Genomic DNA, 13,781 nt, shown 5'->3' on the forward strand with positions numbered 1-13,781 from the left:
GGCTTTAGCTTCTCGCTTTTGACGCTATCCGGTACACTCCACTGTGTTATTTCATCAATACTGAAGGATTATCCTCATGTACCAGGATCTTATTCGTAACGAACTGAACGAAGCGGCGGAAACGCTGGCGAACTTTCTGAAAGATGATGCCAATATTCACGCTATTCAGCGCGCAGCGGTCCTGCTGGCCGACAGCTTCAAAGCCGGTGGCAAAGTGCTCTCCTGCGGTAACGGTGGCTCCCACTGTGACGCCATGCACTTCGCCGAAGAGCTGACCGGACGCTATCGCGAAAACCGTCCGGGCTATCCGGCGATTGCGATTTCCGACGTGAGCCACATCTCCTGCGTAGGCAACGACTTCGGTTACGACCACATCTTCTCCCGCTACGTTGAAGCGGTAGGCCGTGAAGGCGACGTGCTGCTGGGGATTTCGACCTCTGGCAACTCCGGCAACGTGATCAAAGCGATCGCCGCCGCGCGTGAAAAAGGGATGAAAGTCATCACCCTGACAGGTAAAGATGGCGGTAAGATGGACGGTACAGCGGACGTTGAAATCCGCGTTCCGCACTTCGGTTATGCTGACCGTATTCAGGAAATTCACATCAAAGTGATCCATATCCTGATTCAACTGATCGAAAAAGAGATGGTTAAGTAAGACTTCGCTGGGGGGCACCGGTGCCCCCCGCTGTTGTGGGGGTGTTGTATGTGCGAACTGCTCGGGATGAGCGCTAATGTGCCAACCGATATCTGCTTTAGTTTCACCGGGCTGGTTCAGCGCGGTGGAGGAACCGGGCCGCATAAAGACGGCTGGGGCATCACCTTCTACGAAGGCAAAGGGTGTCGCACGTTCAAAGATCCACAGCCCAGCTTCAACTCACCGATTGCCAAACTGGTGCAGGACTACCCCATCAAGTCCCGCTCGGTGATCGCCCACATCCGTCAGGCAAACCGCGGCGAAGTGGCGCTGGAAAATACCCATCCGTTTACCCGTGAACTGTGGGGCCGTAACTGGACCTACGCGCACAACGGGCAGCTTACGGGATATAAGTCGCTGGAGACGGGCAACTTCCGCCCGGTCGGCGAAACGGACAGCGAAAAAGCCTTCTGCTGGCTGCTGCACAAGCTGACGGAGCGCTATCCGCGCACGCCCGGCAACATGGCCGCCGTGTTCAAATATATCGCGACGCTGGCGTCTGAACTGCGTGAAAAAGGCGTGTTCAACATGCTGCTTTCTGACGGGCGCTACGTGATGGCATTCTGCTCAACGAATCTGTTCTGGATCACCCGCCGCGCGCCGTTTGGCGTTGCGACGCTGCTCGATCAGGATGTGGAGATAGACTTTCAGAAGGAGACCACACCGAACGATGTGGTCACCGTCATTGCTACGCAGCCGCTAACGGGCAACGAAACCTGGCAAAAGATTATGCCAGGCGAGTGGGTACTATTTTGTCTCGGGGACCGTGTAATTTGACGCCAGCTGCGGGTGGACGACTTCGTGGCTCAGCGGCTTGCTGACCACGTAACGGCCATCGACGATAGAGACCACCGGTGGCTTGCGGGTCTGCTCAAAGTAGTCGTAACCTGGCTTCAGCTGTTTCCAGAAATCCGCGTAGTAGGAGTACTTGTGACGCGCCATGTTGGCGTCCGTCATGCGGAACGGATAGATGCTGACCTGTACGTTAGGCTGCCCAAAGACCAGCGCGCCCGTGACGAACTGGAAAATCTCATCAATGCCGGAGTCGGTCATCGCATAACAGCCGACAGACACGCAGGCACCGTGGATCATCAGGTATTTACCTTCATAACCGTGTGCACGGTCATAGGCATTCGGGAAGCCGATGTTAATGGCCTTATAGAAGCGGCTGTCAGGTTTTAGCTGATTACGCTGAACGTTGTAAAACCCTTCCGGACTTTTGAAATCGCCCTGACGCTGTTTTGGCCCCAGACCGCCGGAGTAGTTACAAATTTTGTAACTATCAAGCAGCTGATATGTCTCGCCCATTTTCACAAACAGATCGAGAGTGCGTTCTTCCTTGAAGATTTGAATATAAACCGGGGATCCCATCAGCTGTTGTTTATATTCTTTGCTAACCGGTGTCGTTGAGCTATTACTGCTGAGCAGTCCGGCAAACGACATGCACGGCATCAGAAGCATCGCAATGAACAATGCGATTTTACGCATACTACTAGTTCCTTGATAAAACCATGACCAAATTGCCAGGACGGCAAAAGAGACCCGAAATCAGATTAATCTGGACAGGAGCGCTCACATTAGCACCGATAAAGATTTTCGCAAGAGCCAACCTTTGTGTTTACAAATTAGTTTTACTTTATAACCCATTCAAATCGCCCTGACTCCAGGAACTTTGCGTAATAGCTCGCATTTTGGCGCGTCAGGAGGCGGATCCTCTGCCCCCTTTAGGACGAAAATGGTACACTTTACCCCCTCTGGATTGTTGTTCATGGATACCTGCTAACTACATGTTTAGAATAAGAAAAGGACTTGATCTGCCTATTTCCGGTGTGCCCGATCAGCACGTTGCGCAAGGGGCCAGCATTCGTCATGTCGCGATTTTGGGCGACGATTATGTGGGGATGCGCCCGGCGATGCTGGTGCAAGAGGGCGATCGCGTCATAAAAGGCCAGGCGCTCTTCGAGGATAAAAAAAATCCGGGCGTCTTGTTTACGGCCCCGGCCAGCGGCACCGTTGTGGCGATTCATCGCGGTGAACGCCGCGTGCTGCAATCCGTTGTGATCCGTCTTGAAGGCGATGAGCAGCGCGAGTTTGCGCGTTTTGATGTGGCCGACCTCGCGACACTCAGCCGCGAATCCGTGCAGGCGCAGCTGCTGGCGTCGGGGTTGTGGACGTCACTTCGCACGCGCCCCTTTAGCAAGTCACCGGTTCCGGGAACCGTACCGGCGGCTATTTTCGTTACCGCCATCGACACCAATCCGCTCAGTGCGGATCCGCAGCCTATTATCCTGGCGCAGCGCAAGGCGTTTGATGCCGGGTTGACCCTTTTAACGCGCCTGACGCCCGGGAAGGTTCATGTCTGCCAGGCGAGCGGCGGCAAGCTTGGCGGCCATCCGCAGGGGCAGGTAACGTTTAATGAATTTTCTGGCCCGCATCCGGCGGGGCTGGTTGGCACACACATCCACTTCCTTGAACCGGTGAGTCTGGCAAAACAGGTCTGGCATCTGAATTATCAGGACGTAATTGCCATAGGTATGCTCTTTACCACGGGTGAGCTGTGTGCAGAACGCACGATCGCCATTGGTGGACCGCAGGCGACAAACCCACGTCTGGTGAAGACGCTACAAGGTGCAGATATCAATGAGCTGCTGACCGATGAAACAAAAGCGGGTGATAACCGCCTGATTTCCGGTTCGGTACTCAGTGGCCGCCATGCCGTTGGCGCTCAGGCTTATCTAGGGCGCTTCCATCTGCAGGTGAGCATCGTTCAGGAAGGGCGTGAGAAAGAGCTGTTCGGCTGGGTTCTGCCTGGTGCAGAAAAATACTCCGTAACCCGCACCACGCTGGGTCACTTCCTGCGCCATAAGCTTTTCAACTTCTCCACCAGCACCCACGGCGGTGAGCGTGCGATGGTACCCATTGGTAACTACGAGCGCGTGATGCCGCTGGATATTCTGCCTACCGTGCTGCTGCGCGATCTCCTTGCTGGCGATACCGACGGTGCGCAGGCGCTGGGCTGCCTGGAGCTGGACGAAGAAGATCTGGCGCTCTGTACCTATGTGTGTCCAGGCAAATACGAATACGGACCCGTATTGCGCGAGGTGTTAACCCGCATTGAGCAGGAAGGATAACGATGGGCTTAAAACACCTCTTTGAAAAAATTGAGCCGCACTTTACCGAAGGGAAGCTCAAAAAGTCCTACCCGCTTTATGAAGCGACAACGACCATTTTCTACACGCCGGGGCTGGTGACGAAAGGGGCGGCGCACGTGCGCGATGCCATCGATCTCAAGCGAATGATGATCCTGGTGTGGTTTGCGGTCTTCCCGGCCATGTTCTGGGGCATGTACAACGTCGGCTTGCAGACCATTCCGGCACTGCACCACATGTATGATGCACAGCAGCTGGCGCAGGTGATCCAGTCCGACTGGCATTACCGCCTGGCGCAGTCGCTGGGGGTAAGCTTTGCGGCCGACGCGGGCTGGCTGAGTATGATGACGCTGGGCGCGGTCTTCTTCCTGCCAATCTATATCACAGTCTTTATCGTGGGCGGCTTCTGGGAAGTGCTGTTTGCCATTATTCGCAAACATGAGATCAACGAAGGCTTCTTTGTTACTTCCATTCTGTTTGCCCTGATTGTTCCACCAACGCTGCCGCTCTGGCAGGCGGCGATGGGGATCAGCTTTGGCGTGGTGATTGCCAAAGAGATCTTCGGCGGGACCGGACGCAACTTCCTCAACCCGGCGCTGGCGGGGCGTGCGTTCCTGTTCTTTGCTTACCCGGCGCAGATCTCCGGTGACCTGGTGTGGACGGCAGCCGACGGTTTCTCCGGCGCGACGCCGCTTTCCCAGTGGGCGGCAGGCGGTGGCGAAACGCTGGTTAACAATGCTACCGGCCAGCCGGTCACCTGGTTCGATGCCTTTACAGGCAACATTCCGGGTTCCATCGGGGAAGTCTCTACGCTGATGATTTTGCTTGGTGGCGCAATCATTCTCTTTGGTCGCGTGGCCTCCTGGCGCATCGTCGCAGGCGTCATGCTCGGCATGGTGCTTACCGCCACGCTGTTCAATCTCATTGGTTCAAGCACTAACCCGATGTTCTCCATGCCGTGGTACTGGCACCTGGTGCTGGGAGGCTTTGCGTTTGGCATGATGTTCATGGCGACCGATCCCGTCTCGGCGTCGTTTACCGATAAGGGTAAATGGAGCTACGGCGTGCTGATCGGCGTGATGTGCGTCCTGATTCGCGTGGTCAACCCGGCCTATCCGGAAGGGATGATGTTGGCCATTCTGTTTGCCAACCTGTTTGCGCCGCTGTTCGACTATCTGGTCGTGCGCGCCAACATTAAGCGGAGGAAGGCGCGTGGCTGAGGTTAAAAATAACGACAGCATCAGCAAAACGCTGCTGGTGGTGCTGGTACTGTGTCTGGTCTGTTCCATCGTGGTTGCGGGTTCTGCCGTGGGGTTAAAACCGCTGCAGCAGGAGCAACGCGCGCTGGATAAACAGCGTAACATTCTCGCCGTGGCCGGGCTGATGCAGGAAGGCATGACGAAGGACGACGTCGCAGACGTGTTTGCCGAACGTATCACCGCGCGGCTGGTGGATCTAAAAACGGGTGAGCTGATGGATAAAGACCCGGCGAAGTATAACCAGGCGCTGGCGCTGAAAGATCCGCAGATGAGCACCGTGCTTGACGCATCGCAGGATCCGGCAGGTATAAAGCGCCGCAGCAACATCGCGGAGATCTACCTGGTGCGTGACGAGCAAAAACGCGTACAGGAAGTGGTTTTGCCAATCTACGGCAACGGGCTGTGGTCAATGATGTATGCCTTTGTGGCACTGGATACCGATGGCCGCACGGTCAAAGGCATTACCTATTACGATCAGGGCGAAACGCCGGGGTTGGGTGGCGAAGTGGAAAACCCTAACTGGCGCGCGCAGTTTGTTGGCAAGAAAGTGCTCGACGATAGCGGTCAGCCCGCGCTGAAGGTGATGAAAGGGGCGGCACGTCCGGGTGACGACTACGCCGTTGACGGCCTTTCAGGGGCGACGCTCACCTCAAACGGGGTGCAGCACAGTTTTGATTTCTGGATGGGCGAACTTGGCTTTGGTCCTTTCCTGAAAAACGTACGTGAAGGAGCGCTGAATAATGGCTGATACGGGTGAACTGAAAGAAGTCAAAAAGGTGCTCATTGGCCCGCTGCTCGCCAATAACCCGATCACGCTGCAGGTGCTGGGTGTCTGCTCAGCCCTGGCGGTGACGACCAAGCTGGAAACGGCGGTGGTGATGACGCTGGCGGTCACGCTGGTTACGGCGTTTTCCAGCATGTTTATCTCGATGATCCGCCACCACATCCCCAACAGCGTGAGGATCATCGTGCAGATGGCGATTATCGCCTCGCTGGTGATCGTGGTCGATCAGCTGCTGCGCGCTTTTGCCTACGAAACCTCGAAGCAGCTTTCGGTGTTTGTCGGGTTGATTATCACCAACTGTATCGTGATGGGCCGCGCAGAAGCTTACGCCATGAAGATGCCGCCGCTCGCGAGCTTTATGGACGGTATCGGCAACGGCCTCGGCTACGGCGTGATCCTGCTGACGGTAGGGTTCCTGCGTGAGCTGATTGGCAGCGGCAAGCTGTTTGGCATCACGGTGCTGGAAACGGTGCAGAACGGCGGCTGGTATCTGCCGAACGGCCTGTTCCTGCTCGCGCCAAGCGCATTTTTCATTATCGGTTTGCTGATCTGGCTGATTCGTACGTTGAAGCCTGAACAGCAGGAAAAGGAGTAACCGACAATGGCTCATTACCTGAGTTTATTTGTGCGCGCGGTGTTTGTTGAAAACATGGCGCTCGCGTTTTTCCTCGGCATGTGTACATTTCTTGCCGTGTCTAAAAAGGTCTCCACGGCATTTGGCCTGGGCGTGGCAGTCACCGTTGTGTTGGGGCTTTCGGTTCCGATTAACAACCTGGTGTTCAACTTCGTGCTGCGGGACGGCGCGCTGGTGGAAGGGGTCGATCTCAGCTTCCTCAACTTCATCACCTTTATCGGCGTGATCGCGGCGTTGGTGCAAATCCTTGAGATGATCCTCGATAAGTATTTCCCGTCGCTGTACAACGCGCTGGGGATCTTCCTGCCGCTGATCGCGGTGAACTGCGCCATCTTCGGCGGCGTCTCGTTTATGGTTCAGCGCGATTACAACTTCAGCGAATCCGTGGTCTATGGCTTCGGTTCCGGCATCGGCTGGATGCTGGCGATTGTGACCATGGCGGGGATCCGCGAAAAAATGAAATATGCCAACGTGCCTGCGGGTCTGCGCGGCTTAGGGATCACCTTTATCACCACCGGCCTGATGGCGTTGGGCTTTATGTCCTTCTCCGGTGTGCAGCTATAAGGGCTAACAGATGGAAATTATTCTTGGCGTGGTGATGTTCACGCTGATTGTTCTGGTGCTGTCAGGGCTGATTCTGGCGGCGCGTGCGAAGCTGGTGAACGCCGGTGATGTCATTATTGATATCAACGATGACCCGCAAAATCAGATCCGTACCCCGGCAGGGGACAAACTGCTCAATACGCTCTCGGGCAATGGGATCTTTGTCTCGTCAGCCTGCGGCGGCGGTGGCTCATGCGGGCAGTGCCGTGTGACGGCGAAAGAGGGCGGCGGTGATATCCTGCCTACTGAACTGTCCCATATCACGAAGCGTGAAGCGAAAGAGGGCTGCCGTCTCGCCTGCCAGGTCGCGGTGCGCCAGAACATGAAGATTGAGCTGCCAGAAGAGATCTTCGGCGTCAAAAAATGGGAGTGCGAAGTTATCTCTAACGATAACAAAGCCACGTTCATTAAAGAGCTTAAGCTGCGTGTCCCTGAAGGGGAGAGCGTTCCGTTCCGCGCGGGCGGGTATATCCAGATTGATTGTCCGGCGCACACCGTGGCGTATGCCGACTTCGACGTGCCCGAGGAGTATCGGGCCGACTGGGACAAATTCAATCTCTTCCGCTTTGTTTCCGAAGTAAAAGAGCCGACGTTGCGTGCTTACTCCATGGCTAACTATCCGGAAGAGAAGGGCATTATCATGCTCAACGTGCGTATCGCCACGCCGCCGCCGAATGTGCCGAATGCACCGCCGGGCGTGATGTCGTCGTATATCTGGTCCCTTAAGCCAGGCGACAAAGTGACGATCTCCGGTCCGTTCGGTGAGTTCTTTGCCAAAGATACCGACGCGGAAATGGTCTTTATCGGCGGCGGTGCCGGTATGGCCCCGATGCGCTCGCACATTTTTGACCAGCTCAAACGTCTAAGCAGCAAGCGTAAAATCAGCTTCTGGTACGGGGCACGCTCTCTGCGCGAGATGTTCTACGACGACGAGTTTGAACAGCTGGCGCGTGAGAACCCTAACTTTACCTTCCACGTGGCGCTTTCCGATCCGCAGCCGGAAGATAACTGGACGGGCTATACGGGCTTCATCCACAACGTGCTGTACGAAAACTACCTCAAACAGCACCCGGCACCGGAAGACTGCGAGTTCTATATGTGTGGTCCGCCGATGATGAACGCCGCCGTCATTAAAATGCTTAAAGATCTTGGCGTCGAAGATGAGAACATCATGCTTGATGATTTTGGAGGCTGATGATGCTGACGTTTCTGGCGACCTTTGCCGTCTTTGTGCTGGTGGTGCTCGGCATGTCGTTAGGCTGGATCATCAAGCGTAAAAGCATTCAGGGCAGCTGTGGCGGTATTTCATCTCTTGGGATGGAAAAGGTGTGCGACTGCCCGGAACCGTGCGATGCGCGGAAAAAAAGAATGGCCCGCGAGCAGCAGCGCATTATTTAAGTGTATGTAGGCCAGGTAAGGCAAAGCCGCCACCCGGCGTTTTCACATCTGCTTCTCAATCCTCATTTATTTACTGTATACTTATCCAGTTATAAGTGAGGGCTTACTATGCGCAAAATAATCCATGTCGATATGGACTGCTTTTTTGCCGCAGTGGAGATGCGTGACAACCCGGCGCTGCGGGATATTCCCATCGCCATTGGCGGCAGCCGCGTGCAGCGCGGTGTGATCAGCACCGCCAACTATCCCGCGCGCAAATTTGGTGTGCGCAGCGCCATGCCGACGGCGATGGCCTTAAAGCTTTGCCCTCATCTCACGCTCCTGCCCGGTCGGTTTGATGCTTATAAAGAGGCCTCAATTCATATTCGGGAAATCTTCTCCCGCTACACCTCACTGATAGAACCGCTGTCGCTGGACGAAGCCTATCTGGATGTGACCGACAGCGTGCATTGCCACGGCTCCGCCACGTTGATGGCCCAGGAGATCCGCCAGACGATATTCAACGAGCTGAATCTGACCGCATCGGCGGGCGTCGCGCCCGTTAAATTCCTCGCTAAAATTGCTTCAGATTTAAATAAACCCAACGGTCAGTACGTCATCACCCCTGAAGAGGTGCCTGCATTTTTGAAAACCCTACCGCTTGGCAAAATACCCGGCGTGGGGAAAGTCTCCGCCGCAAAGCTGGAAAGCATGGGGTTGCGCACCTGCGAAGACGTGCAGCGAAGCGATCTCGCCATGCTGCTTAAGCGCTTTGGAAAGTTTGGTCGCGTGCTGTGGGAGCGCAGTCAGGGCATTGACGATCGCGATGTGAACAGCGAACGGCTACGGAAATCCGTCGGCGTTGAGCGCACCCTCATTGAAGATATTCATGACTGGTCCGAGTGCGAGGCCATTATCACGGAACAGCTTTACCCTGAGCTGGAGCGACGCTTAACCAAGGTGAAGCCGGACCTGCTGATCGCCCGTCAGGGCATCAAGCTAAAATTCAACGATTTCCAGCAGACCACGCAGGAACACGTCTGGCCGCGTCTGAATAAAGACGATCTGATTGCGACCGCAAAAAAGGCATGGGAAGAGCGCCGGGGCGGGCGAGGGGTGAGGCTGGTGGGATTGCACGTCACGCTGCTGGACCCGCAGCTGGAACGACAGCTGGTATTGGGATTGTAAAAAAGCCCGGTGCGCTACGCTTACCGGGCCTGCGTTTTTCACCCTCTCCCATAGGGAGAGGGCCGGGGTGAGGGTATTACTTCGCAGGAATCGCTTTCAGCAGCTCGGTCAGCAGCGTCCAGTAATGGCCGACGCTTTCGATATGAACCTGCTCATCCGGTGAGTGCGGACCGGTGATGGTTGGCCCGATAGACACCATGTCCATGTCAGGATACGGCTTCTTGAACAGACCGCATTCCAGACCGGCGTGGATAACCTGAATGTTCGGGGTGCTGTTGAACAGACGCTGGTATGTTTCACGCACCAGTGCCATGACCGGAGAGCTTGCGTCCGGCTGCCAGCCCGGGTAGCTGCCTTTCGCGGAGGTTTTTGCGCCCGCCAGCGTGCCCAGAGACTCCAGCATGCTCACCACGTACTCTTTACCGCTGTCGATCAGGGAACGGATCAGGCAGATGATCTCTGCGCTATCGTCGCCCATGGTCACCACGCCCACGTTCAGGGAGGTTTCTACCACGCCTTTCGCGACGTCAGAGTTGCGGATCACGCCGTTTGGCGTCGCATTCAGCAGCTGAACGAAGGTGTCACGAGACTGTGCGGTCAGCGCGGCTTTATCCGTGGTCACGGATTCCAGCACTACGGTCAGGTTCTTCTCTTTCTCAGAAAGTTCGTTTTTCAGGATATCAAGATAAACGCTGGAGAGTTTTTTCAGCTCGTCTGCTTTTGCCGCAGGTACTGCTACGGTGGCGAAGGCTTCACGTGGGATCGCGTTACGCAGCGTACCGCCGTTGAAATCGACCAGACGCAGATCCAGCTCAGCCGCGTGACCCGCCAGGAAGCGTGCCAGCAGTTTATTGGCATTGCCGAGACCCAGGTGAATATCGCCGCCGGAGTGGCCGCCTTTCAGCCCTTTCAGCGTCAGCTTGAAGGTCTGGTAGCCCGCGGGAATCGCTTCACGAGACAGCGGCAGGGTAGAAATGAAATCAATCCCGCCCGCGCAGCCCATGTAGATCTCGCCTTCTTCTTCGGAGTCGGTGTTGATCAGGATGTCCGCCTGCAGCCAGTTGGCCTGCAGACCGAACGCGCCGTCCATGCCTGCTTCTTCGGTCATGGTCAGCAGCACTTCCAGCGGACCGTGCTCAACGCTGTCGTCGGCCAGCACCGCCAGCGCAGAGGCCATACCGATGCCGTTATCCGCGCCCAGGGTGGTGCCGCGCGCTTTCACCCACTCGCCGTCGATGTACGGTTGAATCGGGTCTTTAGTGAAGTCGTGAACGGTGTCGTTGTTTTTCTGCGGAACCATGTCCAGGTGCGCCTGCAGCACAACCGGTTTACGGTTTTCCATGCCTGCGGTGGCAGGCTTGCGGATCAGAATGTTGCCAACCTGGTCGCGCTCGGCATGCAGACCTTTTTCCTTCGCCCAGCCCATAATGTGTTCGGCAAGCTGTTCTTCATGGTAGGAAGGGTGTGGAATGGAACAGATTTTGGCAAAAATATCCCACAGCGGTTGTGGAGATAATTGAGACAGTTCAGACACGATAAGTCTCCTTGTCGATGCGCTGCAAACGGGGTTGCAGGTCACAGGGTTAGCAGGTTAATAGTTACCACAAGACAGGCTTGCGAGATGCATCTGAGAATACCACTTTCTCCGATGGCGGGTAGCATAAAGCATGTAAAAACTCAGGCTCGGGGCGCTAAACACTGGTTTTTAGTGCGTCAGATCTCTATAATCTCGCGCAACCTGGTTCACCCTCATTTTTTTAAGCCGTATATAAACAGGCTGGGACACTTCACATGAGCGAAAAATACGTCGTCACCTGGGACATGTTGCAGATTCACGCACGCAAACTGGCTGCGCGTCTGATGCCTTCCGAACAGTGGAAAGGCATTATTGCCGTCAGCCGTGGCGGTCTGGTACCGGGGGCGCTGCTGGCACGTGAGTTGGGTATTCGTCATGTCGATACCGTATGTATCTCCAGCTATGACCACGACAACCAGCGCGAGCTGACCGTGCTGAAACGCGCGGAAGGCGACGGTGAAGGCTTCATCGTTATTGACGATCTGGTCGATACCGGTGGTACCGCGGTGGCTATCCGTGAAATGTATCCAAAAGCGCACTTCGTCACGATCTTCGCAAAACCGGCGGGTCGCCCACTGGTTGACGATTACGTGATTGATATCCCGCAGGATACCTGGATTGAACAGCCATGGGATATGGGCGTGGTCTTCGTACCGCCTATTTCAGGCCGTTAATCCCAGTACGTAACTTTACACGCCCGGCAATGTCGGGCGTTGTTCTTTTTATCCTGCCACGCGTTACAATGGACGTTATATGACGTATCCATGGAGGCAACGCAATGACGCAGGCGAATCTCACCGAAACTCTCTTTAAACCGCGTTTCAAACACCCTGAAACGTCGACGCTGGCGCGTCGGTTTAATCCGGGGACCATGCCTGCCGTCCAGTCTGCGTTAGACGGTAAAAACGTGCCCCACTGGTATCGAATGATTAACCGCCTGATGTGGATCTGGCGCGGTATCGATCCGCGTGAAATCCTTGACGTGCAGGCGCGTATCGTCATGAGCGAATCTGAACGGACCGACAGCGAGCTTTACGATACGGTGGTGGGCTATCGCGGCGGCAACTGGATCTATGAATGGTCGAAGCAGGCGATGCTCTGGCAGCAAAAAGCCAGCCAGGAAGAGGATGCCACGCGCAGCGGCAAGCACTGGCTGCATGCGGCCAATCTCTACGCCATTGCCGCGTATCCACATCTGAAAGGTGATGAACTGGCGGAGCAGGCCCAGGCGCTGGCGAACCGAGCTTATGAAGAGGCGGCGCAGCGTTTGCCGGGCCAGATGCGCGAGCTTGAGTTCAGCATTCCTGGTGGCGCACCCGTCACCGGGTTCCTGCATATGCCGGAAGGCGAAGGCCCGTTCCCGACCGTACTGATGTGCGGTGGGTTGGATTCCCTGCAAATTGATTATTACAGCCTGTTTGAGCGCTACTTCGCACCAAAAGGGATCGCGATGCTGACGCTCGACATGCCTTCTATTGGCTTCTCGTCGAAGTGGAAATTGACTCAGGATTCGAGCCTGTTGCACCAGCATGCGCTTAAAGCACTGGAGAATATTCCCTGGGTTGACCATACCCGCGTGGCGGCTTTTGGCTTCCGGTTTGGGGCGAACGTTGCGGTGCGTCTGGCCTATCTTGAATCTTCGCGCCTGAAGGCTGTGGCCTGCCTGGGCCCGGTGGTTCACGCGCTGCTCAGCGATCCAGCCCGTCAGGGCAGCGTGCCGGAGATGTACCTTGATGTGCTGGCCAGTCGTCTTGGCATGCATGATGCATCAGACGAAGCGCTGCGCGTTGAGCTCAATCGTTACTCGTTAAAAACGCAGGGGTTGCTGGGACGCCGCTGCCCAACGCCGATGCTGTCAGGTTTCTGGAAAAACGATCCGTTCAGTCCGGAAGAAGAGTCTCGCTTAATCACGTCGTCATCTTCGGATGGCAAGTTGCTTGAAGTGCCATTCAGCCCGGTGTATCAGAATTTTGACAAGGCGTTAAAAGAGATTACACGCTGGATCGCGCAGAGATTGTGTTAATAGATTGCTAAATTTTGATGGTTTGGTAAAACAGTGGCTTCACAAAAGGAGATCGCAATGACGTTACCGAGTGGACATCCGAAAAGTAGACTGATCAAGAAGTTCATGGCTCTTGGCCCGTATATTCGAGAAGAGCAGTGTGAAGAGAATCGCTTTTTTTTCGACTGCCTGGCTGTTTGCGTCAACGTGAAGCCTGCACCCGAAAAACGTGAATTCTGGGGCTGGTGGATGGAAATGGAAGCAGAGGAAAAACGCTTTACCTACAGCTACCAGTTTGGCCTGTTTAACAAAGACGGTTACTGGCAAGCGGCACCTATTAAAGATCAGGAAGTGATCGACCGCCTGGAGCATACGCTGAAAGAGTATCTCGGCAAGGCTAGCGCGCTGCTGGCAACGCTGGATCTGAAGCTGGAGCCTGCGGATGATTTTTCCAGCGAGGCGGTTAAGCTGACCGCCTGATAGTCTTCTCCCTCTCCCTGTGGGAGAGGGCCGGG

The 13,781-nt window shown here is 55.6% G+C and carries 15 protein-coding genes; 13 read left to right on the top strand and 2 right to left on the bottom strand.

The genetic code is table 11. The annotated features are described in order from the left end of the window. Positions 1-76 precede the first annotated feature (76 nt). Positions 77-655 carry a D-sedoheptulose 7-phosphate isomerase gene (gene lpcA / locus ENTMO_RS0105310; RefSeq protein WP_010427884.1) on the top strand — a complete coding sequence of 193 codons (579 nt, stop codon included), beginning with the start codon at positions 77-79 and terminating at the stop codon, positions 653-655. Between the two features lie 48 nt (positions 656-703). After that, positions 704-1,471, top strand: coding sequence for a class II glutamine amidotransferase (locus ENTMO_RS0105315; protein ID WP_010427885.1), 768 nt, complete (start codon positions 704-706; stop codon positions 1,469-1,471). Here the strand turns inward: ENTMO_RS0105315 and dpaA are convergent. Next, positions 1,442-2,182, bottom strand: a complete 741-nt coding sequence (dpaA, locus tag ENTMO_RS0105320) for a peptidoglycan meso-diaminopimelic acid protein amidase (protein WP_010427887.1) — start codon at positions 2,180-2,182, stop codon at positions 1,442-1,444. The genes ENTMO_RS0105315 and dpaA overlap by 30 nt on opposite strands. Positions 2,183-2,481: 299 nt before the next feature. Here dpaA and ENTMO_RS0105325 point away from each other — a divergent pair, with 299 nt between their 5' ends. The 8 genes from ENTMO_RS0105325 (at position 2,482) to dinB (ending at position 9,688) form a co-directional block, all read left to right on the top strand. Continuing rightward, complete coding sequence (locus tag ENTMO_RS0105325) at positions 2,482-3,825, top strand: Na(+)-translocating NADH-quinone reductase subunit A (protein WP_010427889.1); 1,344 nt, start codon at positions 2,482-2,484, stop codon at positions 3,823-3,825. A gap of 2 nt (positions 3,826-3,827) precedes the next feature. Then, complete coding sequence (locus ENTMO_RS0105330) at positions 3,828-5,063, top strand: NADH:ubiquinone reductase (Na(+)-transporting) subunit B (protein WP_010427891.1); 1,236 nt, start codon at positions 3,828-3,830, stop codon at positions 5,061-5,063. After that, complete coding sequence (locus ENTMO_RS0105335; protein ID WP_010427893.1) at positions 5,056-5,850, top strand: Na(+)-translocating NADH-quinone reductase subunit C; 795 nt, start codon at positions 5,056-5,058, stop codon at positions 5,848-5,850. The genes ENTMO_RS0105330 and ENTMO_RS0105335 overlap by 8 nt, the downstream gene beginning before the upstream one ends. Continuing rightward, positions 5,843-6,481 carry an NADH:ubiquinone reductase (Na(+)-transporting) subunit D gene (locus tag ENTMO_RS0105340; RefSeq protein WP_010427895.1) on the top strand — a complete coding sequence of 213 codons (639 nt, stop codon included), beginning with the start codon at positions 5,843-5,845 and terminating at the stop codon, positions 6,479-6,481. Before ENTMO_RS0105335 ends, ENTMO_RS0105340 begins: the two co-directional genes overlap by 8 nt. 6 nt (positions 6,482-6,487) lie before the next feature. Further along, on the top strand, positions 6,488-7,084 hold the full coding sequence (gene nqrE, locus ENTMO_RS0105345) for an NADH:ubiquinone reductase (Na(+)-transporting) subunit E (RefSeq protein ID WP_003863217.1): 597 nt from the start codon (positions 6,488-6,490) through the stop codon (positions 7,082-7,084). A 10-nt stretch (positions 7,085-7,094) separates the two neighbouring features. Next, the gene (gene nqrF, locus ENTMO_RS0105350) at positions 7,095-8,318 is read left to right on the top strand and encodes an NADH:ubiquinone reductase (Na(+)-transporting) subunit F (protein ID WP_010427899.1); all 1,224 of its coding nucleotides are present in this window, start codon (positions 7,095-7,097) and stop codon (positions 8,316-8,318) included. 2 nt (positions 8,319-8,320) lie between these two features. Then, positions 8,321-8,521 (top strand): (Na+)-NQR maturation NqrM, encoded by a 201-nt coding sequence (nqrM, locus tag ENTMO_RS0105355; RefSeq protein WP_029484987.1) that lies wholly within the window; start codon positions 8,321-8,323, stop codon positions 8,519-8,521. Between the two features lie 108 nt (positions 8,522-8,629). Next, positions 8,630-9,688 (top strand): DNA polymerase IV, encoded by a 1,059-nt coding sequence (gene dinB, locus ENTMO_RS0105360; RefSeq protein WP_010427901.1) that lies wholly within the window; start codon positions 8,630-8,632, stop codon positions 9,686-9,688. A gap of 76 nt (positions 9,689-9,764) precedes the next feature. Here dinB and pepD read toward each other — a convergent pair whose 3' ends face one another. Continuing rightward, entirely contained in the window at positions 9,765-11,222 is a 1,458-nt protein-coding gene (gene pepD, locus ENTMO_RS0105365; RefSeq protein ID WP_010427902.1) for a cytosol nonspecific dipeptidase, read from the bottom strand. Between the two features lie 257 nt (positions 11,223-11,479). On the opposite strand from pepD, the gene gpt reads away from it, so the two are divergent. The 3 genes from gpt (at position 11,480) to crl (ending at position 13,746) form a co-directional block, all read left to right on the top strand. Continuing rightward, entirely contained in the window at positions 11,480-11,938 is a 459-nt protein-coding gene (gene gpt / locus ENTMO_RS0105370) for a xanthine phosphoribosyltransferase (RefSeq protein WP_010427903.1), read from the top strand. Positions 11,939-12,042: 104 nt separating this feature from the next. Continuing rightward, complete coding sequence (gene frsA / locus ENTMO_RS0105375; protein WP_010427904.1) at positions 12,043-13,287, top strand: esterase FrsA; 1,245 nt, start codon at positions 12,043-12,045, stop codon at positions 13,285-13,287. Positions 13,288-13,344: 57 nt separating this feature from the next. Continuing rightward, positions 13,345-13,746, top strand: a complete 402-nt coding sequence (gene crl / locus ENTMO_RS0105380; RefSeq protein WP_010427905.1) for a sigma factor-binding protein Crl — start codon at positions 13,345-13,347, stop codon at positions 13,744-13,746. The last annotated feature ends 35 nt before the right edge of the window (positions 13,747-13,781 follow it).

Source organism: Enterobacter mori LMG 25706, assembly GCF_000211415.1.
Taxonomy (GTDB): Bacteria; Pseudomonadota; Gammaproteobacteria; order Enterobacterales; family Enterobacteriaceae; genus Enterobacter; species Enterobacter mori.